General features: G+C 66.5%; 18 protein-coding genes. 14 read left to right on the top strand and 4 right to left on the bottom strand.

Annotated elements, in window-relative coordinates; translation table 11 throughout:
• Positions 1-160 precede the first annotated feature (160 nt).
• Entirely contained in the window at positions 161-1,744 is a 1,584-nt protein-coding gene (locus U5L98_RS16370; protein WP_322559335.1) for a BCCT family transporter, read from the top strand.
• A 68-nt stretch (positions 1,745-1,812) separates the two neighbouring features.
• Here U5L98_RS16370 and U5L98_RS16365 read toward each other — a convergent pair whose 3' ends face one another.
• The 3 genes from U5L98_RS16365 to U5L98_RS16355 form a co-directional block, all read right to left on the bottom strand.
• Positions 1,813-2,265 carry a universal stress protein gene (locus tag U5L98_RS16365; protein ID WP_322559334.1) on the bottom strand — a complete coding sequence of 151 codons (453 nt, stop codon included), beginning with the start codon at positions 2,263-2,265 and terminating at the stop codon, positions 1,813-1,815.
• A 94-nt stretch (positions 2,266-2,359) separates the two neighbouring features.
• Positions 2,360-3,856, bottom strand: coding sequence for a DASS family sodium-coupled anion symporter (locus U5L98_RS16360; RefSeq protein ID WP_322559333.1), 1,497 nt, complete (start codon positions 3,854-3,856; stop codon positions 2,360-2,362).
• Between the two features lie 148 nt (positions 3,857-4,004).
• Positions 4,005-4,244: a hypothetical protein gene (locus U5L98_RS16355; RefSeq protein WP_322559332.1), complete on the bottom strand. Its 240-nt coding sequence runs from the start codon at positions 4,242-4,244 to the stop codon at positions 4,005-4,007.
• Positions 4,245-4,359: 115 nt separating this feature from the next.
• Between U5L98_RS16355 and U5L98_RS16350 the strand changes: the two genes are divergently transcribed.
• A complete protein-coding gene (locus U5L98_RS16350) occupies positions 4,360-5,160 on the top strand; it encodes a TlpA disulfide reductase family protein (protein WP_322559331.1) in 801 nt (266 codons plus the stop codon).
• A gap of 126 nt (positions 5,161-5,286) precedes the next feature.
• Positions 5,287-8,235, top strand: a complete 2,949-nt coding sequence (rapA, locus tag U5L98_RS16345; protein WP_322559330.1) for an RNA polymerase-associated protein RapA — start codon at positions 5,287-5,289, stop codon at positions 8,233-8,235.
• Here rapA and U5L98_RS16340 read toward each other — a convergent pair.
• Complete coding sequence (locus U5L98_RS16340) at positions 8,232-9,137, bottom strand: TIGR01777 family oxidoreductase (protein WP_322559329.1); 906 nt, start codon at positions 9,135-9,137, stop codon at positions 8,232-8,234. The genes rapA and U5L98_RS16340 overlap by 4 nt on opposite strands.
• A gap of 105 nt (positions 9,138-9,242) precedes the next feature.
• On the opposite strand from U5L98_RS16340, the gene U5L98_RS16335 reads away from it, so the two are divergent.
• The 11 genes from U5L98_RS16335 to fabB all read left to right on the top strand — a co-directional run bounded on the left by U5L98_RS16335 (position 9,243) and on the right by fabB (position 20,045).
• Positions 9,243-10,301 carry an NAD(P)/FAD-dependent oxidoreductase gene (locus U5L98_RS16335; protein ID WP_322559328.1) on the top strand — a complete coding sequence of 353 codons (1,059 nt, stop codon included), beginning with the start codon at positions 9,243-9,245 and terminating at the stop codon, positions 10,299-10,301.
• 123 nt (positions 10,302-10,424) lie between these two features.
• The gene (locus tag U5L98_RS16330; RefSeq protein WP_322559327.1) at positions 10,425-11,339 is read left to right on the top strand and encodes a MerR family transcriptional regulator; all 915 of its coding nucleotides are present in this window, start codon (positions 10,425-10,427) and stop codon (positions 11,337-11,339) included.
• A gap of 13 nt (positions 11,340-11,352) precedes the next feature.
• Positions 11,353-12,771 carry a deoxyribodipyrimidine photo-lyase gene (gene phrB, locus U5L98_RS16325; protein WP_322559326.1) on the top strand — a complete coding sequence of 473 codons (1,419 nt, stop codon included), beginning with the start codon at positions 11,353-11,355 and terminating at the stop codon, positions 12,769-12,771.
• A gap of 27 nt (positions 12,772-12,798) precedes the next feature.
• Positions 12,799-13,233 carry a nuclear transport factor 2 family protein gene (locus tag U5L98_RS16320; protein ID WP_322559325.1) on the top strand — a complete coding sequence of 145 codons (435 nt, stop codon included), beginning with the start codon at positions 12,799-12,801 and terminating at the stop codon, positions 13,231-13,233.
• Between the two features lie 81 nt (positions 13,234-13,314).
• The gene (locus U5L98_RS16315; protein WP_322559324.1) at positions 13,315-14,109 is read left to right on the top strand and encodes an SDR family NAD(P)-dependent oxidoreductase; all 795 of its coding nucleotides are present in this window, start codon (positions 13,315-13,317) and stop codon (positions 14,107-14,109) included.
• Positions 14,106-15,494 (top strand): NAD(P)/FAD-dependent oxidoreductase, encoded by a 1,389-nt coding sequence (locus tag U5L98_RS16310; RefSeq protein WP_322559323.1) that lies wholly within the window; start codon positions 14,106-14,108, stop codon positions 15,492-15,494. The genes U5L98_RS16315 and U5L98_RS16310 overlap by 4 nt, the downstream gene beginning before the upstream one ends.
• Positions 15,491-16,270, top strand: coding sequence for a DUF1365 domain-containing protein (locus U5L98_RS16305; protein WP_322559322.1), 780 nt, complete (start codon positions 15,491-15,493; stop codon positions 16,268-16,270). The genes U5L98_RS16310 and U5L98_RS16305 overlap by 4 nt, the downstream gene beginning before the upstream one ends.
• Before the next feature lie 29 nt (positions 16,271-16,299).
• Complete coding sequence (locus U5L98_RS16300) at positions 16,300-17,535, top strand: cyclopropane-fatty-acyl-phospholipid synthase family protein (protein ID WP_322559458.1); 1,236 nt, start codon at positions 16,300-16,302, stop codon at positions 17,533-17,535.
• Between the two features lie 6 nt (positions 17,536-17,541).
• Positions 17,542-18,069 (top strand): DUF2878 domain-containing protein, encoded by a 528-nt coding sequence (locus U5L98_RS16295; protein ID WP_322559321.1) that lies wholly within the window; start codon positions 17,542-17,544, stop codon positions 18,067-18,069.
• A gap of 229 nt (positions 18,070-18,298) precedes the next feature.
• A complete protein-coding gene (gene fabA / locus U5L98_RS16290) occupies positions 18,299-18,814 on the top strand; it encodes a 3-hydroxyacyl-[acyl-carrier-protein] dehydratase FabA (RefSeq protein ID WP_322559320.1) in 516 nt (171 codons plus the stop codon).
• Positions 18,815-18,827: 13 nt separating this feature from the next.
• A complete protein-coding gene (fabB, locus tag U5L98_RS16285; RefSeq protein ID WP_322559319.1) occupies positions 18,828-20,045 on the top strand; it encodes a beta-ketoacyl-ACP synthase I in 1,218 nt (405 codons plus the stop codon).
• Positions 20,046-20,086 lie beyond the last annotated feature (41 nt).

The raw sequence follows: 20,086 nt of genomic DNA, 5'->3' as shown, positions 1-20,086 counted from the left end.
TACGTTGGTTGTGTTCCAGGCGACATACGGCAGGGTTCCGACCGTACGCCAGCATTCGGTCACCGCTCTTGATTCCGGGAGAGACCTCTGCATGACGGGCGTTACCGCGCGAGTGTGCCCTACACTATTTAATACAACCAATGGCTTAGGAGGTGTCGCGATGCGCGACTACCTACGCAAACATACCAATCTGCCGGTCTTTTTCTTCTCGGCGATCCTGGCGCTGGCCTTCGTCAGCTGGGGTGTGACGGCGCCTTCTCATCTCGGCACCATCGCCACCGATATAAACAACTGGATCACCCAGGTCTTCGGCTGGTGGTACATGTTGAGCGCCAGCGGCTTTCTGGTCCTGGTACTGGTGCTGATGTGCAGCCGCTGGGGGCGAATTCGCCTGGGGCCCGACGACAGTCGCCCCGAGTGGTCTACCCTCTCGTGGTTTTCGATGCTGTTTACCGCCGGCATGGGCATCGGCCTGGTGTTCTTCGGCGTCGCCGAGCCTGTCTTCCACCTCAATAATCCTCCCATCGGCGAGGGAGGCACCAGTCAGGCCGCTCTAGAGTCCATGGAGATCACTATCTTCCATTGGGGCCTGCACCCCTGGGCCATCTACATCGTCGTCGGTCTGTCACTGGGTTACTTCTGCTTCCGCAAGGGCCTCCCCATGCGCCCAGCCGCGGCGCTATACCCATTGATCGGCAAGCACATCTACGGTCCCGTGGGACACCTCATCGACATCTTGGCCGTCTTCGGCACCCTCTTCGGGCTGGCGACCTCACTGGGACTCGGTGCCACGCAAATCAATGCCGGTCTCAACGAGGTCTTCGGCGTGGAGATCGGGGCGACCTCTCAGGTCATCATCATCGGTCTGATCACTGCTGTCGCGGTCACCTCGGTCATGCTGGGCCTCGACGCCGGCATCCGCCGACTGTCGGTGCTCAACATGTACCTGGCGAGCCTGCTGGCCGTCTTCGTGTTTGTGGCCGGGCCGACGATCTTTATCCTCGAGTTGATGGTCAACAGCACTGGCCACTACCTCCAGCATCTGCCGGAGAACAGCTTCCAGATGTATTCCTTCTCGCCAGCAGGATCGGAATGGCTAGGTAACTGGACGCTCTTCTACTGGGGCTGGTGGATCTCCTGGTCGCCCTTTGTCGGCATCTTCATCGCGCGCGTCTCCCGGGGTCGCACTATCCGTTCCTTCATCGGCGGCACGCTGATGGCACCAGTCGGCGCTTCCATCGTCTGGTTCGCCATTTTCGGGGGCAGTGCTCTGGAGCGAATCCTGAATGACCCGGAAAATCCCCTGGTGAATGCCGGCACCAACGACGCCATGTTCATCCTGCTCAACCAGTTGCCCATCTGGCCCGTGCTGGGCACCCTGGCATCCCTGCTGGCGATCCTGGTGATCTCGCTGTTCTTTGCCACCTCGTCGGATTCTGGCTCCTTGGTGGTGGACATGCTGACCAATGGCGGCGACCCGCACCCCAAAAAGGCACAACGCCTGTTCTGGGCGGTACTGGAGGGCGTGATCGCCGCGGTGCTGCTGGCTGCTGGCTGGGCCGTCGCCGGCGACGCCACCGCGGCACTCAATCCCCTTCAGACTGCTGCTGTGGCCATGGGGCTACCCTTCTCGCTGGCGTTGGTACTGATGGGTTGGGGGTTGATCAGGGGCTTGAACCAGGAGCAGGCACACAGTTCCGGGCGCCGCGACCACTATGTCTACCCCTCACCGCCACGGGAGTAAGGTACCAAGCCCGGTCGCTGCAGGAGAGCGACACGGGCGCGAAAAACACACCAGAAGGAGACCCCTCGTCACGTCACGGTGATGACCGAACAGCCAGCAGTATGACTGACCTTGTGGGAGACGCTGCCGAACACCATGCCGCGCACGTCGCTGACGCCGCGGCTGCCCATGACGATGGCATCGACACCGAGCGCCTCGGCCTCCTTAACGATCAATTCCGCCTCGCGGCCCTGACGGACCACCTCCTTGACTTCGATGTCGGCGAGGTCGACCGCTGCTCGCGCCTTGTCGATCGTCTTGTGGGCCTCCTCCTTCATCCCGGCCGCCAGCTTCTCGCGCTCCTCCTCGGTGAAGGGTTCGGGAGTACCGCCGGTGAACAGACCGAGGTTGTCCGGCGGGAACTCGGCTACGGTCATCAAGTGCAGGGTGGCTGATGTCCCCCTCGCCAGCTGAGCGGCTACCTGTAGCGCCTGCTCGGCATGGCTGGAACCGTCGACGGGAACAAGGATTGACTGGTACATGATAGCTGCCCTTTTTGGTGATATGTCGGGATACCCCACGGCACCCCTCCTGACTTAAGCCTAGACGCTGATGACGATCCAGCATTGTTTTGGGTCAAGCACTCCAGCCGAATCCCAGCACCGGCATAGCCAGGACAAACACCACCAGAGTGATGACAAGGATCGCAGCCAGCCCCACCAGTGCCCCAGCGCGCATCATCTCGGCCACGCTCAGCCGACCGCTGCCGAACACCACGGCATTGGGCGGAGTCGCCACCGGCAGCATGAAGGCGCAACTCGCCGCCATAGCCACCGGGACCGAAAGCAACAGCGGGCTGGCCCCCAGGCTCACGGTCAGTGCAGCGGTCAACGGCAGGATCGCTGCGGCAGTGGCCGTGTTGCTGGTTACATGGCTCATCAGCATCACTACGACCACGACCATCGCCACCATGCCCCAGGTCGGCCAGGCGCCGAAGGCCCCCAGCCCCTCGGCCACCGCCGCAGCAAGGCCACTTCCTTCAATCGCCGTGCCCAGGCTGAGCCCGCCTCCAACCAGCACCAGCACCCCCCAGGGCAGCTGACGAGCGCTGTCCCAGTCCATCAGAAACTGGCGCTGGCGCCAGCGAGCCGGCACCACGAACAGCAGCAGGGCCCCGATTACGGCGATGCCGGCATCACTGAGCGGCACCTGCAGCCAGGCCTCCAGCAGCGGCCGGGTGACCCAGGCCAGGGCAACAAGGGCGAAGACCGCCGCCACTCGCTGCTCGGGAGGGCTCATGCGCCCCAGGTCCTGGGTCTGTTCTCGGAGCATCTGCGCCACGCCGGGCAACTCGTTGTGGCTCACCGGGTAGATCCAGCGAGTCAGCAGCCACCAGGCCAGCACCAGAAGCAAAAGGGCGGGAGGCACGGCCACCAGCATCCATTGGGCGAAGCCGATCTTGATGTCGTAGTTATCAGCCATGAAGCCCGCCAACAGCGCATTAGGCGGCGTACCGATCAGGGTGCCCATGCCGCCGATATTGGCAGCCAGGGCGATCCCCAGCAGCAGGGTCAGGGCCATGTTATGGCTGGCGCCCTCGCCACCCTCTCGCTCCAGCATGGCGAGTACCGAGATACCGATAGGCACCATCAACGCCGCGGTGGCGGTATTGCTGACCCACATGCTCAGCCCCGCCGTGGCAACCATGAAGCCGCCCACCAGCCGGTCCGGGCGTAGCCCGGAGAGGCGTAGCACCAACATGGCGATGCGCCGATGTAGGCTCCAGCGCTGGATTGCCTCGGCCAGCAGGAAGCCGCCGAGGAAGAGAAAGATCAGCGGATTGGCGTAGGGCGCCGCCACCTGGTCGATGGGTGCCACGCCCATGAGCGGCAGCACGGCCACCGGCAGCAGCGCGGTGACCGCGATAGGCACCGGCTCCAGCACCCACCAGATCGCCATCCAGGCGGTCAGCGCCACCACCTGCCAGGCCGCTGGCGGCATATCAGCCGGTGCCTCCATCAGCGCCAACAGCAGGAAGGCCAACGGTCCCAGGGCCAGCCCCAGCGGAACCTTTAAGCGTACCAGGCGTGACGGCGATGCCTCCGAGGCATCCTCGGGCGTCGAGTCGGTCATGGCTCCGCTCCCTGTTCTCCATGTCGTCGGTTATTTTCCAGCATACACGGTCAGCGTATGGCGTCAGCGCTCCAGCCCCGGCAGGCTCTCGAGTCGTGCAAGGCGTGGCGCGCGACGCGTGTCAACTTGTTGTGCGCGCATTAGGAGGTCAGCTCCCATCATCGTCGTCAGCCAGGCGCCTGGCCATAGCCTTGCGCGCCCTGTTACGCCGGTAGAGCCGCACCAGAGCAAGCCACAGTGCGGCCAGCACCATGGCCGCCAGGGTCCAGCCCTGCCAGGGACGCGCGGCATCGCCCATCAGGGTCTCCAGGGTGATGATCAGGATGAAACCCGTTGCTTGGCTGGCGATCGCCAGGGCGCGCAGGGTATCGAAGGCCGGTCGTGCCATGAGTGCTCCCGCTGGATGACAGCCCTGCCCGCCGGCAGTAGGCTTGGCGAAACGAATGCGCTCAGTGTAACCGCTGCGGCGCCCGCCGCCGACCTCTCGGAGTCACCGTCACGACATGGATGCCATCGCCCTGGGGCCCGTCCTGATCGCGCTACCCCGCCTCTATGCCTTTTTCGCCGCCCTGTTCCTGCTGGCGGCCAGCGCCTTCCTGCTCGGCCTCCCGCGGGGCCGCCATACGCGCTGGTTCAACGGTCTGCTGCTGGCCTGGCTAATCGGCGCCCGCCTGGGGCATGTGCTGATGAACCTGGGTGCCTATGCCGAAGCGCCGCTGGACATCCTCAAGCTCTGGCAGCCCGGCTACCATGGCCTCTGGGGCCTGCTGGCCGCACTGGGCTGGACCGCCTGGTCGCTGCGCGATCGGCTGGGGGCGATGCTGGGCGGCATGGGCCTGGCGCTGGGCGCCTCGCTGCTCTGGCTGACGCTGGTCACCCTGGCCCCGTTCGGCGGCGGCATGGCGCTGCGCGAGCTGCCCGACCTCGCCCTGGAGAACCTCGAGGGCGAGGAGGTGAACCTGCAATCGCTGTCCGACGAGCGGGTGGTGGTCAATCTCTGGGCCACCTGGTGCCCGCCCTGTCTCCGCGAGATGCCGCTGCTGGCCGAGGCCGATGCCCGCGAGGGGGTTACCGTGGTGATCGTCAACCAGGGCGAGGAGCTGCTGCAGGTGGTGCGCTACCTCGACGAGCAGGGCCTCGACTTCGGCCATGCCCTGCTCGACCCGCGCCAGCGGCTGATGGTGCTGGCCGAGTCCCCGGGTCTGCCCACCACCCTGCTGTTCGACGGTGAGGGGCGCGCCCTAGAGCAGCACGTGGGGGAACTTACTCGTGCCCAGCTCTCGACGTGGCTGGAGGATCGCTGATCATCGCAGAGGTCATCACCGATGCTTAAGCCGCGGCGGGCTTTGCTGTAAGATATCGCGCCCTGCTGCCGCCGGGCCGGGTGTGGTCAGCGGCACCGAAACGATCTCAAGCATCCTCGAGGCACCATGAGCGATTTCTCTCCCGGCCAGCGCTGGATCAGCGACGGCGAGGCCGAACTCGGCCTGGGCACCATTCTCAATAGCGATGCCCGTAGCGTCACCGTGCTCTTCGGCGCCAGCCAGGAAACCCGCACCTACAGCAGTCGCAACGCCCCCCTGACCCGGGTGGCCTTCGGCAGCGGCGACCGCATCCAGTCCGCCGAGGGCTGGCAGATGACCGTCGACGACAGCAAGGAGGTCGGCGGCCTGATCGTCTATATTGGCGAGGACGACGCCGGCGAGCTCTGCGAGATGCCCGAGGCGCGGCTCGCCGACACCATGCAGTTCGACCAGGCCCGCGACCGCCTGCTCACCGGTCAGGTCGACCGCAACGACTGGTTCGATCTGCGCTTTCGCACCCTGCACCACTTCCACCGCATCGAGCAGAACCCGGCGCTCGGCCTGGCCGGCCCGCGCATCGACCTGATACCCCACCAGCTCTACATCGCCGACGAGGTGGCCCGCCGCCACGCGCCGCGGGTACTGCTGGCCGATGAGGTAGGGCTGGGCAAGACCATAGAGGCGGGCCTTATCCTGCATCGCCTGCTGCTCACCGGTCGCGCCGAGCGAGCACTGATCCTGGTGCCGGCGAGCCTGACCCACCAGTGGCTGGTGGAACTGCTGCGCCGCTTCGCTCTCGAGGTCACCTTGCTCGACGAGCAGCAGAGCCAGGCCCACGGCGATGCCAACCCCTTCGACACCGGCCAGCTGGTGCTGGCCAGCCAGGACTGGCTATTCGCCAACCCCCACCGCCAACATCAGGCACTGGCCTGCGACTGGGACCTGCTGATCGTCGACGAGGCCCACCACCTTGACTGGAGCCCGGAGCAAAGCGGCCCCGGCTATGACTGTGTAGGACGCCTCGCCGCCCAGGTGCCCGGCATCCTGCTGCTCACTGCCACCCCGGAGCAGATGGGCCTCACCAGCCACTTCGCGCGGCTGCGTCTGCTCGACCCGGACCGCTACCACAGCCTCGAAGCCTTCCGCGAGGAGGAGCAGCACTACGTTGAAGTGGCCGGGGCGATCGACGCCCTGGAACGCCTGCCGGGAGAAGACGCCGATCGCCGACGGGTCGCCGCGGTGATCGTCGAGCGCGACAGTCTGGCCCTGCTCGATACCCTGGCCGACCCCGAGCGCGGCGACGACCAGCACGCCGCCGCCCGCGATCAGCTGCGCGACCAGCTGCTGGACCGCCACGGCACCGGCCGGGTGATGTTTCGCAACAGTCGCCGCCACGTGGGTGGCTTCCCGGAGCGCCACCTGCACATCGCTGCGCTCGAGGCGCCCTCCTCCTATCGCCGAGTGCTGCGCCGCCTGGCCCACGACGAGGACTACCTGGACGAGCTGCTGATCGAGACCGGCCTCGACCATCCGGAGGTGCTGATTTACCCGGATGCCATGTACCGGGCGCTGACCGACGACCCGCTCAACACCGAACCCTGGTGGCAGTTCGATCCGCGGGTGACCTGGCTGCTGGAGCGACTCGCCGACGACACCGAGGGCGGCTTCGCCGACGACAAGGTGCTGGTGATCGCCCATGACCGCCAGACCGCCCTGGGCCTGGCCGAGGGGCTGCGGGTCCTCGGCGGCTACCAGGCTCCGGTCTTCCACGAAGGGCTCTCGCTGGTGGAACGCGACCGCGCCGCGGCGGCCTTCGCCGACCCGGAGGAGGGTTGTCAGGTGCTGGTCTGCTCGGAGATCGGCTCCGAAGGGCGCAACTTCCAGTTCTGCCGCCACCTGGTGATGTTCGATCTGCCGCTGCACCCCGACCAGCTGGAGCAGCGCATCGGCCGGCTCGACCGCATCGGCCAGCGCCACGCCATCGAGCTACATGTGCCGGTGTTCACCGACAGCCCCGGCGAGAAGCTGCTGCGCTGGTACCATCAGGGCATGGACGCCTTCAGCGCGCCTCATGGCCTGGGCAGCGAGATCTACGCCGCTTTCGGCGATACCCTGGCCGACAGCTTGCTCGACGACGAGAGCCTCGAGGAGGTGATCGGCGAGACCCGGGCGCTTTTCGAGGCGCGACTGGCCGAGCGCGACGCCGGCCGCAATCGCCTGCTGGAGCTCAACGCCTGCCGCCATGAACGCGCCGATACGGTGATCGAAGCGATCCGCGAGCTCGACGCCGACAAGGCCCTGGCCCGCTACCTGGACCAGGCGCTGGATATCTTCGGCGTCGACAGCCAGGAGCTGGGCGGCGACATCCTGCACCTGCAGCCGAGCCCGCAGATGCTAGACGGCCTGCCGGGCCTGGTGAAGGGCGAGGAGGGCTTCTCGGCCACCTTCTCCCGCGCCCGGGCACTCGCCCGGGACGATGTCCAGCGCCTCTCCTGGGAGCACCCGCTGCTGCGCGAGATGATGGGGCGTATTCTCGACGGGCCCATGGGCAACACTGCCCTGGCCCTGCTCAAGCACCCGGCGATTCCCGCCGGCCGGCTGATGGTCGAGCTGGTCTTCCGCACCCACTGCCCGGCACCGAAGCACCTGCACCTCAACCGCTTCCTGCCGCCCACCGCGGTGCGAGTGCTGCTCGATGAATCCGGCGCCAACCTGACCGCCAAGATCTCCTTTACCGGCCTCTCCAAAGCGGTGCAGAAGGTCAAGAAGGCAGTGGCCCGAGATCTGATCAAGAGCCGCCACGAGCAGCTGCGCGAGCTGCTCGACGGGGCCGAGGCGGAGGCCGAGCGGGAACTGCCCAGCATCGTGGAAGCCGCTCAGGGACGCATGCGGGCCGATCTGGATGCCGAGCTCAGCCGCCTCGAGGCGCTCTCACGTCTCAACCCGGCGGTACGCGCCGACGAGTTGGAGGCACTGCGTGCCGAACGTGCCGCCCTGGACGCGGCCATCGAGGGCACACGACTGCGCCTCGACGCGGTGCGGGTGATTGTGACCGTGAGCGATGAAACACGCTAGCCCAGGATGTCTGCCAGGGCAGCCTCCAGGGTCTCGAACTTGAACTCGAAGCCGGCCTCGAGCAATCGGGCCGGGCGCATATCGGCCCCGGTGAGCAGCAGCCGCGACATTTCGCCGAAGGCGGTCTCAAGCACGATGGCCGGCACCGGGAAGATCGCCGGGCGCCCCAGCTGCTTCGCCAGGGTGCGGCTGAACTCGGCGTTGGTGACCGGGTGGGGCGCGCTGCCGTTGAAGGGCCCCTCCAGGTCGTCGCGCTCTAGCAGGAAGATAATAGCCCTGACCAGATCCTCACGGTGGACCCAGGGCATGAACTGCTTGCCGTCGCCGAAACGGCCGCCTAGCCCCATCTTGAAGGGCGGCAACATCTTCTCCAGGCTGCCGCCGCCAACATCCAGCACCAAGCCAATGCGCAGCAGAGCCACGCGAACGCCGTAGTCCTCAACCTTCCGGGCGGTATCCTCCCAGCGCTTGCAGAGACGGTGCGCGAATTCGTCATGGGGCGGTGTCTCTTCGGTGACCTCGTGCTCGCCCTGGTCACCGTAGTAGCCCATGGCTGACGCCGACACCATAACTTGAGGTGTGCGACCTTGGCTGGACTGAAGCTGTTCGCAGAGCGTTACCAGATCCCGGGTGATGTTGACCCGGGAATCGATCAGGCGCTTCTTCTGGTCGTCACTCCAGCGTTTAGCGGCGATCGGCTCGCCAGCCAAATTGACGATGGCGTCCGGCGGCGTATCGACAAAGTCCAGCACCGAACGGCGAATGTCGCTACCTTCAGGCAGGCGATCGCGCACCTGCTCCGGCTCCCGCGACACCACCAGCAGGCGATGCCCAGCCTCCTTCAGTCGCCGGCAGAGCCGCTGCCCGACAAAACCGCTGCCGCCCGTGATCAGCACTCGCATCCAGAATCCCTCCCCATGCCATTAAGACAAGCCACCGTGAGTTATACAGCCGTTGTACACTTCTGCTAGTCTAGCCATCAACGTCGTTGACTGCACGAGATGACCATGCCCCAGCCTCACGATTCCACCGCCATCATCGGCGCAGGTATTGCCGGCCTCGCCTGCGGCCAGGCCCTGCGATCTGCCGACCTGCCTGTGCGCCTGTTCGACAAGGGCCGAGCCCCTGGAGGCCGAATGTCCAGCCGGCGTCTGCCGGCCGCCGTGGTCGATCTTGGCGCCCAATTCTTCAGCGTGCGCGACCCGGCCTTCGGTCGCCGGGTGACCGACTGGCAGGATGCTGGCCATGTCGCCACCTGGCCCGAGGCCCTGTGGCAAGTGGCCGAGACGGGCTGGCAGCGTCACCGGGACGATGTAGAACGTTTCATCGGCATCCCGAGCATGAGTGCCGTGCCCCGCCGACTGGCCGAGGGACTCGACATCGTCACCGCCACACGTATCGAACACCTCGATTCTCGAGAAGACGGGTGGTGGCTACTGGACCAGCATCAGCAGCGCCATGGCCCCTTCGCGCGTGTAGTGATCGCCATACCCACGCCACAGGCCGCGGAACTGCTGGTCGACCATGAGCCGGCCATGGCGGAGGCCTGCGAGGCGGTGATCCAGCGCCCGTGCTGGACCGCCTGGGCATGCTTCGACGCCCCCTTGCCGTCCCTGCCGGGAGTCGACGACGATTGGCAGGCGGTGCGTCTGGATCCCGGCCCTGACCGGACACCGACCGCCGACCTTCTGCGCTTCGTCACCCGCAACGACCACAAGCCCGGCCGACACGGGCAAGGCGAAAGCCTCAGCCTGCTGGCAAGGCTCGAGTGGAGCGAGGCCCACCTGACGCTCGACGCCGAGGCCGTGGCCCGCCAACTGCTCGAGGCCTTCCGCGAGCATCTCCCGAGTGGTGCCACCCTGCCCGAGCCCAGCGACCTGGGCGCCCACCTCTGGCGCTACGCCCAGCCGGATGTCTTTGCCGCAGGCGAGGCCGTCAACCTCGACTACCAGCGCTCGTCCACGGGCCTGGCACTCTGCGGCGACGGCTGGCGCGGGCCACGGGTCGAAGATGCCTGGCTCTCCGGCCATCACCTCGGCAAGGCCCTGGCGGCCGACACCCCCTGACCCATCGCGACTGGAGACTTCCATGCCCAACGCCCTGATCCTGCTCGCCCACGGCTACCGCTATCCGAACTGTCGAGCTCCCTTCGACCACTTCGCCGAGCAGGCAAGGGAGTCGGCGCGCTCATGAATGACCAGGCAACGCGCCCGGCCGACACGCCGCTCTACCCGATCCGCGAAGTCTCTCGGCTGACCGGGGTGAACTCCGTTACCCTGCGCGCCTGGGAGCGACGCTACGGCCTGATCAAACCCCAGCGCACCCCCAAGGGGCACCGCCTTTATGCCCGCGAAGACATAGAGCGCGTCGAGCGCATCTTGCAGTGGCTAAATCGCGGGGTGCCGGTCAGCCAGGTTCGGGAATTGCTTGATCAGCCGGAAACCGCGGAGATCCCGGCACCGGCGGCCGGCGACTGGCCGGGCCAGCGTCGCCTGCTGGTCAGCGCCGTGCAGGCCCTGGATCTGACCCGCCTGGAAGAGTTATTCAACCAGTCGCTCGCGCTCTACCCGGTGCCCACCTGCCTGGCCGAACTCTGGCAACCGGTGGTCCGCCAGCTCGAGGAGGGCTGGGGGGAGCAACTCGGCGATGCCCTGCAGCGCCGTACCCTCGAGACCTTTCTGCGGACCCGCATCGGCACACGGCTGCTGCATGCCAACCAGTTGGGCAGGGGCCCGACGTTGCTGGTCATGCCCCTGCCTGATGACCCCGCCCCGCTGTGGGTGCTGCTCACGGCGCTGGCCGCCAGTGACCGCGGCTACCGGGTGCACCTCTTAGATGCCCCGCTGCCCTGCAGCGAACTGCCATTGGCGGTAGAGCGTTTCCAGGCGGCGGCTCTGCTGCTGGCCAGCGGCAAGGCTGAAAAGGCGGAACTGGTGCGACGCCAGCTGCCGCGCCTGGCCGAACAGCTCGCGGTACCGCTGATGGCCTGCGGCCCCATGGCCCGTATTCGCGAGGCCGACCTGGAGGAAACCCGGGTGGAGCTGCTGGGCGATGACCTGGGCGAGGCCATGGAGCACCTCCAGGCCCGCCTTCCCGTGCGCTGAACCGGAGCCATCCATGACCCGTCCCGTGATCGTCTGGTTTCGTAGCGACCTGCGCACCCACGACAATACCGCCCTGAGTGCGGCCGCCCGCCAGGGCCCCGTGATCGCCGTCTTCCTGCGCAGTCTCCCACACTGGAAGCGCCACGGGCACGGCGCCAACAAGCTCGACTTCTGGGGCCGTGGCGTGACCGCCCTGCGTGACAGCCTGGATGGCCTAGAAATCCCGCTTGTGCACCGTGACATCGATGACTTCGCCGAGGCCCCGGCAACCCTGCTGGCCATTGCCCGGGAGACCGGCGCGACCGCCCTGCACTTCAACCGCGAATACCCGGTGGACGAACTGACCCGCGACGCCGCGGTAATCGATGCCTTTGCGAACGCGGGCCTTACCGCCACCGGCCATCATGACGCCGTGGCCTTCGCGCCCGGCGAGCTGCTCACCGGCAAGGGCGACTACTACGGCGTCTTCACCCCCTTCGCCAAGGCCTGGCACCGCCAGCTGACGGCGAAGCGAGTTGCGCTGCATGACACACCGCCGCCCCAAGCGCGACTCGACATCGCCTCCAACCCGTTGCCCGAACTTCCCGACATGGACGACATGCCCATCGACGGCCGCCAGTGGCCGGCCGGCGAAGGGCCCGCCGCCGACCGCCTGGAGCGCTTCCTGCGTTTTCGGGGCCGCCACTATGCCGAGCAGCGCAACTTCCCGGCGATCCGCGGCACCAGCGAACTCTCGCCTTACCTGGCGCTGGGCATGATCTCCCATCGCCAGTGCCTGCAGGCGGTGATGGCCGAGAACGACGGCGCCCTGGCGGAAGGCGACGCCGGACTCACCGCCTGGGTCAACGAACTGGTGTGGCGTGAGTTCTATCGTCACGTCGCCGTTGGCTTCCCGCGGGTATGTCGTCATCGTGCCTTCCAACGCCACACCGAGGCCCTTGCCTGGCGCAACGACGAGGCCGGCTTCGCCGCCTGGTGCGAAGGACGCACCGGCTACCCCATCGTCGATGCCGCCATGCGCCAACTCGCCGCCACCGGCTGGATGCATAACCGGCTGCGCATGGTCACCGCCATGTTCCTCAGCAAGCACCTGCTGATCGACTGGCGCCGCGGCGAGGCCTTCTTTCTTCGCCACCTGGTGGACGGCGAGTTCTGCGCCAACAACGGTGGCTGGCAGTGGGCCGCCTCCACCGGCACCGATGCCTCGCCCTACTTCCGCATCTTCAACCCCACGACCCAATCGACGCGTTTCGACCCTGACGGCCGCTTCTTGGCCGAGTGGCTGCCGGAACTGGCCAAGCTGCCCGCCAAGTCGCGCCACGCCCCCCCGCGGGATCTGTTGAGTGACGTGGACTATCCAGCCCCCATCGTCGACCACCGTGCCGCCCGGGCCCGCGCCCTGGAGGCCTTCAAGGCCCTCAACAGGGACTGATCGCCAACTGATATCGGAGCTCTTGCCATGCGCCAGTCACCTGACGTGAAGGCGTTCTGCGCCTTTTTTAATAAGCTAGACAAAACCTGTACAAAGAAGCTGTACGAGGTATACACTGACGACGTTGACTTCACCGACCCGCTGCACCACATCAAGGGCCGTGAGGCATTGGAAGACTACTTCAGCACCCTGTACGACAACGTGACATCGTGCCGCTTCGTCTTCCACACAACGCTACAAAAGGACGACACGGCATTCGTCACCTGGACAATGCACCTGGTACACCCCCGCCTCGATGGCGGTCGCGTCGTGGAAGTCGAGGGGTGCTCGCACCTCATCTTTGCAGAAGACGGCCGAGTGACGCGGCATCGCGACTACTTCGATGCCGGTGACCTGCTCTACGAGCGACTGCCGGTAATGGGGCCTGCGGTCAGATGGGTAAAAAGGCAGCTCACCGGGTGAATCCAGACCGCCACCGACGACGTACATGGAGCCAAGAAACGCCATAACGGCAAGCGCCGTGAACCGGCGAGGGGAAGACAGATGACAGCGACGACACAGACTCAGCGTATCTGGTTGACCGGGGCTACCTCGGGCATCGGCCGCGCCCTGGCCGAACGACTGCTCGATGAGGGGCATCGAGTGGCCCTCAGCGCACGCAGCGGGTCGGCGCTGCGCGAACTCGCCGCCGGTCGCGATAACGCCCTGTTGCTTCCCTTGGACGTGGCCGACCGCCAGGCCGTGCGCCAGGCCGGCGAGCGGCTGGGCGAGGCATTCGGTGGCCTGGACCTGGTGATACTCAATGCCGGCACCTGCGAGTATCTGGACGCACGCGAATTCGATGTCGATCTCGTCGAACGCGTCTTCGCCCCAAACTTCTTCGGCGCCGTATACGGCATCGAAGCGGCCCTGCCCCTGCTGCGCCGCTCACGCGCCGAGGGTGGGCGACCGCTACTGGCCGCCACCTCAAGCGCCGCCGCCTATCTGCCGCTGCCCCGGTCCGAGGCCTATGGCGCCTCAAAGGCCGCGCTGAGCCACTTCCTCGAATCGCTGCGCCTCGACCTGGCCGCCGAAGGCATCGACGTGAGCCTGATCCACCCAGGCTTCGTCAAGACCCCGCTAACCGACCGCAATGACTTCGCCATGCCCATGCGCGTAAGCGTAGACGAGGCCGCCACGGCGATCCTAGGAGGCCTCGCCAAGCGCCGCCTGGATATCCACTTCCCGCGACGCTTTACGCTGCTGGTGCGGCTGGCAGGCATCTTGCCCCCCGGTCTGCGCTACCGCCTGGGCTTGCGAATGGCCCGCCAGGACACTGCACCGGAGACCCGCCCATGACCGCCTCGTTCACTCCGCTTCATTCGCCGGGCCATGCCGTTCCCCACGTTAGCGCCCAACAGAGCGCCGCCCGACGCATTGCCGTGATCGGCAGCGGCATCGGTGGTATGGCGGCCGCCTGGTACCTGTCGAGCCGCCACGAGGTGACGCTGTTCGAGGCCGCCGACCGCCTGGGCGGGCATACCGCCACCGTCGACGTCGAGCTTGAGGGTGAACAGTACGCGATCGACACGGGCTTTATCGTCTTCAACGACTGGACCTACCCACATTTCCAGCACCTGCTGGCCCGACTCGGCGTGGCCAGCCAGCCCACGGAGATGAGCTTCTCGGTGCACGAAACGGCTCGGGACTTCGAATACAACGGCCACACTCTGGGAAGCCTGTTCGCCCAGCGGCGTAACTTGCTGCGGCCCGGCTTCCATCGCCTGCTACGCGACATCCTGCGCTTCAATCGCGAGGCGACCCGAGCGCTCGAGGACGGCCGGCTCGACTCCGCCATGACGCTGGGTGCCTGGCTGGACACCAACGGCTTCGGTGTCGATTTCCAGCACCACTACCTGCTGCCCATGGGCGCGGCGATCTGGTCCGCCAGTATCCGCGACTTGCGTGATTTCCCGCTGCTGTTCTTCGTGCGCTTCTTTCGCCATCACGGGCTGCTGTCGATCAACGACCGCCCCCAGTGGCGCACCCTGGTCGGCGGCTCACGCAGCTATATCCCCGCCCTCACAGCCCCTTACGCCGAGCGCATCCATCTGGCCACCCCGGTGCGCGGCGTTCGCCGCCATGCCGACCGGGTTGAGGTGCGCACCGCGAGCGGCATCGAGGTCTTCGACCAGGTGGTACTGGCCTGCCACGCCGACCAAGCCCTGGCAATGCTCGACGATCCGAGCGCCGCAGAACGCCAGGTACTCGGTGCGCTCCCCTATGCCGACAACGAAGTGGTGCTGCACACCGACACCCGCCTGCTGCCACGCCGACAGCGTGCCTGGGCGAGCTGGAATTACCGGCTCGATGGCCGTGGCGACGCTGCCCGGGTCTCGGTGACCTACGACATGAACATCCTGCAGCGCATCAGTGCTCCGCATACGTTCTGCGTGACCCTCAACGACAGCGCCGCCATCGACCCCGCCAAGGTGCTGGGTCGCTTCACCTATGCCCACCCCCAGTTCACCCTGGCCGGGCAGGCGGCCCAGGCCCGTCATGCCGAGATCTCCGGGCCAGAGCACCGCACCCACTACTGCGGCGCTTATTGGCGCAACGGCTTCCACGAGGACGGTGTCTGGAGCGCACTGCGCGTGGCTCGCTCGCTGGGCTGCGACGAGGATGACCGCCACGAGGCCCGGCCGGCCATGCCGTTACCAGCCGCAGAGGAGCGAGTGGCATGATCCGCTCGCCACGCTCGCGCATCTATCGTGGGACCCTGCGCCACCGCCGTTTCCTGCCGCGACCGCACGCCTTCGAGTACGGCCTGTGGATGGCCTGGCTCGACCTCGACGAGCTGCCCGAGCTGTTCGATGGCATACCCGGCTTCAGCGCCCGACGCCCGGCTCTGGCCCGCTTTCGACGCGAGGACTATCTGGCTCCCCACGACCGCCCGCTCAAGCAGGCGGTGCGCGAAGAGCTGGAACGCCAGCTGGGCAGCGCCCCAGACGGGCGCATCTGCGTACTGACCCAACTACGCACCCTGGGGCTTGGCTTCAACCCGGTGTCGCTCTATTACGCTTACGATGCCCACGGCGAACTGCGCGCCGTGCTCGGCGAGGTAAGCAACACGCCCTGGGGGGAGCGCACCCGCTATGCCTGCGCCGTGTCTCCCGGCCACCATGGCCATGTGGCCGAGTTCGACAAGGCCATGCACGTCTCGCCCTTCAACCCCATGGACATGACCTACCGCTGGCGCTTCGACACCCCCGGCGAGACGCTCTCCATGCACATGGAGAACTGGAAGGATGGCAAGCGCCACTTCGATGCCACCCTGAGCCTGCAGGCCCGCCCAGCCACCCGGGGTGTGCTGCTGACCACCCTGGCCCGCCAACCCTGGATGAGCCTGAAGACCCTCGCCGGCATCCACTTCGAGGCGCTGCGCCTCTGGCTCAAACGCATTCCCATCCATGACCATCCCGGCCAGGACCACCCTTCCCGTGAGGAGAGTTCGTCGTGAATACCCTTCGCTCCGCCACCGCCCGTCCCATGCCCCCCGAGGGCGACCGACTGACCCGCTGGCTCAAGCCACGGGTACTGGCCCAGCTCGACCGCCTGGAGGGCGGCGACATCACCCTGATCGACGGCCACCAGCGCCACCAGTTGGGCCAGGGAGGGCCGCTGCGAGCCACCCTGGTGATACGTCATAGCCGGGCGTGGAAGCGCCTGGCACTGGGCGGAACCGTGGGCGCCGCCGAGGCCTACATGGAGGGGGACTGGGATGCCGATGACCCGGTGTCACTGGTGCGGCTGTTCGCCGCCAACCTGGAGCGAGTAAACGGCGAGATCGAGAACGGCACGGCTCGCTTCGGCCGCTGGCTGCTCGGCGCCCTCTACGGCCTGCAGCGCAACAGCCTGCGCGGTTCGAAGCGCAACATCGCCGCCCACTACGATATCGGCAATGCGCTGTTCGCCACCTTCCTCGACGACGACCATCGCATGTACTCCAGCGCGGTCTTCCCGTACCCCGGGGCAAGCCTGGAAGAAGCCTCGACCCACAAGCTCGACCTGATGCTCGAGAAGCTCGATGTCCAGCCCCATCACCACCTGCTGGAGATCGGCACCGGCTGGGGCGGGCTGGCCATCCATGCGGCGAAGACCCGCGGCTGCCGCGTGACCACCACCACCATCTCCGCGGAACAGCACGCCTTCACGGCACGGCGCATCGAGGAGGAAGGACTGGGCGGACGCATCAGCCTGCTCCAGAGCGACTACCGCGAACTCGAGGGCCAGTACGACCGGCTGATCTCGGTGGAGATGATCGAGGCGGTGGGTCACCAGTACCTGGGCACCTACCTGGCGACCCTGGACCGGCTGCTCACCGATGATGGCCAGGCAATGCTGCAGGCGATCACCATCCGCGACCAGCGCTACGAGGCCGCCAAGCGCGAGATGGACTTCATCAAGCGCTACATCTTCCCGGGTGGCTTCCTGCCGTCGCACCACGCCATCCTTGACGGCCTGACACGACACACCTCACTCAACATCATCGACCTGGACGAGATCGGCCTGCACTACGCCCGCACCCTGCGCGAGTGGCGCCACCGCTTCGAGTCCAACCTGGAGACCGTGCGTCGGCTCGGCTACGACGAGCGCTTCATTCGCATGTGGCGCTACTACCTCTGCTACTGCGAGGGCGGCTTCCTGGAGCGCACCATCGGTACCTGCCAGTTGTTGCTGGCCAAGCCCGGCGCGCGGCCGGCCCCGCTTACCGGCGCGGTATGATTCGCGATGGCCAACCGAACCGACAGCCCCGTGAAGATGCTGACCAACCTGGCTGCCTTCCAGATCGGCTGGTTCGCCTGCGTGCTGGGCGGCTCGGGGATCGGCCTTCTGACCACCACGGTGATCATAGCCCTGCATCTGACCTGGCTGGCGCGCTCCGGGGAGTGGCGATGGCTGGTCGGCTTCGCTGCGCTGGGGCTTGCGGTCGATGGTGGCATGGCGCTGGCCGGCGGCTTCGGCTTCGCTGACGAGACGCGGGTTCTCGGCGTGATGCCGATGTGGCTATGGCTGCTCTGGCCACTATTCGCCACTCTGGTTCACCATTCGCTGGCCTGGCTCTGGCAATACCCTTGGCTGGCCGTGCTCGGCGGCGCCACCAGCGGCCCACTCTCCTACTACGGCGGCGCACGTCTCGCCGGCGTCGACCTTGCCCCCTGGCTGCTGCCCGCCGAAGCGCTCGTCTGGGCGCTGATCTGCATTGCCTTAAGCTGGCGACTGGGCAATTCCCTTGCCTTGAACAATCAGGCCCGCTGAAGCCTGCTCCCGCCACGTCGCCTCCAAACCCACATCCGTCACCTCATCAATGCGCCACGGGAATTCTGACTGTGGCGGCAGCATCGTCCCGGCCAGGGTGTCGGGAAAGGCAAGGCCCCTAGCGCAGTTGGCGTGCATTCATCCTGTGTGGACAGTAGACTAGGCACAGCCGCCCGGCGGCCCCAGGCCGCTCTCGGCACACAACAATCTCGACTCTCGGAACGATTCAGTGACCAAGCAACACTCCTTTGATCGCGAAGAACTGCTGGCCTGCTCACGCGGCGAGCTGTTCGGTCCGGGCAATGCCCAGTTGCCCGCCCCCAACATGCTGATGCTCGATCGCATCATGCACATCCACGAGGAAGGCGGGGATCACGGCAAGGGCGAGCTGATCGCCGAGCTGGATATCAAACCCGACCTGTGGTTCTTCGACTGCCACTTTCCCGGAGATCCGGTGATGCCCGGCTGCCTGGGTCTGGATGCCATGTGGCAGCTGGTAGGTTTCTACCTGGGCTGGCTCGGCCACCCGGGTCGCGGCCGCGCCCTGGGCTGTGGCGAGGTCAAGTTCAGTGGCCAGATCCTGCCCGACGCCCAGAAGGTCACCTACCGCATCAACATCAAGCGCATCATTACCCGGCGCCTGATCCTGGGCATGGCCGACGGCACCGTATGCGTCGACGGCCGCGACATCTATCAGGCCAACGACCTGCGCGTCGGCCTGTTCACCTCCACCGCGAATTTCTGAACAGGAGGCTCCCATGCGACGAGTGGTAGTCACCGGCCTGGGCATCGTGTCCTGCCTTGGCAATGACGCACAACAGGTTCTGGAAGCGCTCAAGAACGGGCGCTCTGGCATTCGGTTCAAGGAAGATTATGCCGAGCGGGGTTTCCGTAGCCAGGTGGCCGGCAGTGTCGACATCGATCTGGATGCCTTGATCGACCGCAAGCTGCGCCGCTTCATGGGCGATGCCGCGGCCTATGCCTACGTCTCCATGGCCCAGGCCATCGAGGACTCGGGGCTCGCCCCGGAGATGGTCTCCAGCGAGCGCACCGGGCTGATCGCCGGCTCGGGCGGGGCCTCGAGTGCCAATCAGGTCGAGGCTGCCGACGTGATGCGCGAGAAGGGGCTGCGCCGCGTGGGCCCCTACCGGGTCACCCGCACCATGGGCAGTACCGTCTCGGCCTGCCTGGCGACCCCGTTCCAGATCAAGGGCGTCAACTATTCCATCTCCTCCGCCTGCGCCACCTCGGCCCACTGCATCGGCAGTGGCGTGGAGCAGATCCAGATGGGCAAACAGGACGTGGTCTTCGCCGGCGGTGGCGAAGAGGAGCACTGGACCCTATCCTGCCTGTTCGATGCCATGGGGGCGCTCTCGACCCACTACAACGATACCCCCGACAAGGCCTCGCGGCCCTATGACCAGGCCCGCGACGGCTTCGTCATCGCCGGCGGTGGCGGCATGCTGGTGCTCGAAGAACTCGAGCACGCCAAGGCCCGCGGTGCAAAGATCTATGCCGAGGTAACCGGCTACGGCGCCACCTCCGACGGGCACGACATGGTCGCGCCCTCCGGGGAGGGGGCAATGCGCTGCATGCGCCAGGCCATGGCCACCGTCGATGGCAAGATCGACTACATCAATACCCATGGCACCTCGACGCCGGTGGGCGACGTCGCTGAACTCAAGGCGATCCGCGAGGTCTTCGGCGACTCCACGCCGGCGATGAGCTCCACCAAGTCGCTGACCGGCCACTCTCTGGGGGCCACCGGCGTTCAGGAGGCAGTCTATTCGCTGCTGATGATGGAGAACGACTTCATCGCCGCCTCCGCCAATGTCGATACCCTCGACGAGCAGGCCGACGGCTTCGATATCGTTACCCAGCGCCGCGACGGTGTGAAGGTCGAGCGAGTCCTCTCCAACAGCTTCGGCTTCGGCGGCACTAACGCCTGTCTGGTGCTGGAAAAATACCGCGACTGATCTCCGTAGCGACCGCTCCCGCAACGCAAGAGGCGCCCGAT

Origin of the sequence: Halomonas sp. (genome assembly GCF_034520545.1) — a bacterium.
Taxonomy (GTDB): Bacteria; Pseudomonadota; Gammaproteobacteria; order Pseudomonadales; family Halomonadaceae; genus Halomonas.
Note: the sequence above shows the minus strand (reverse complement) of the source record. Positions and strands in the feature narration are given on the sequence as shown.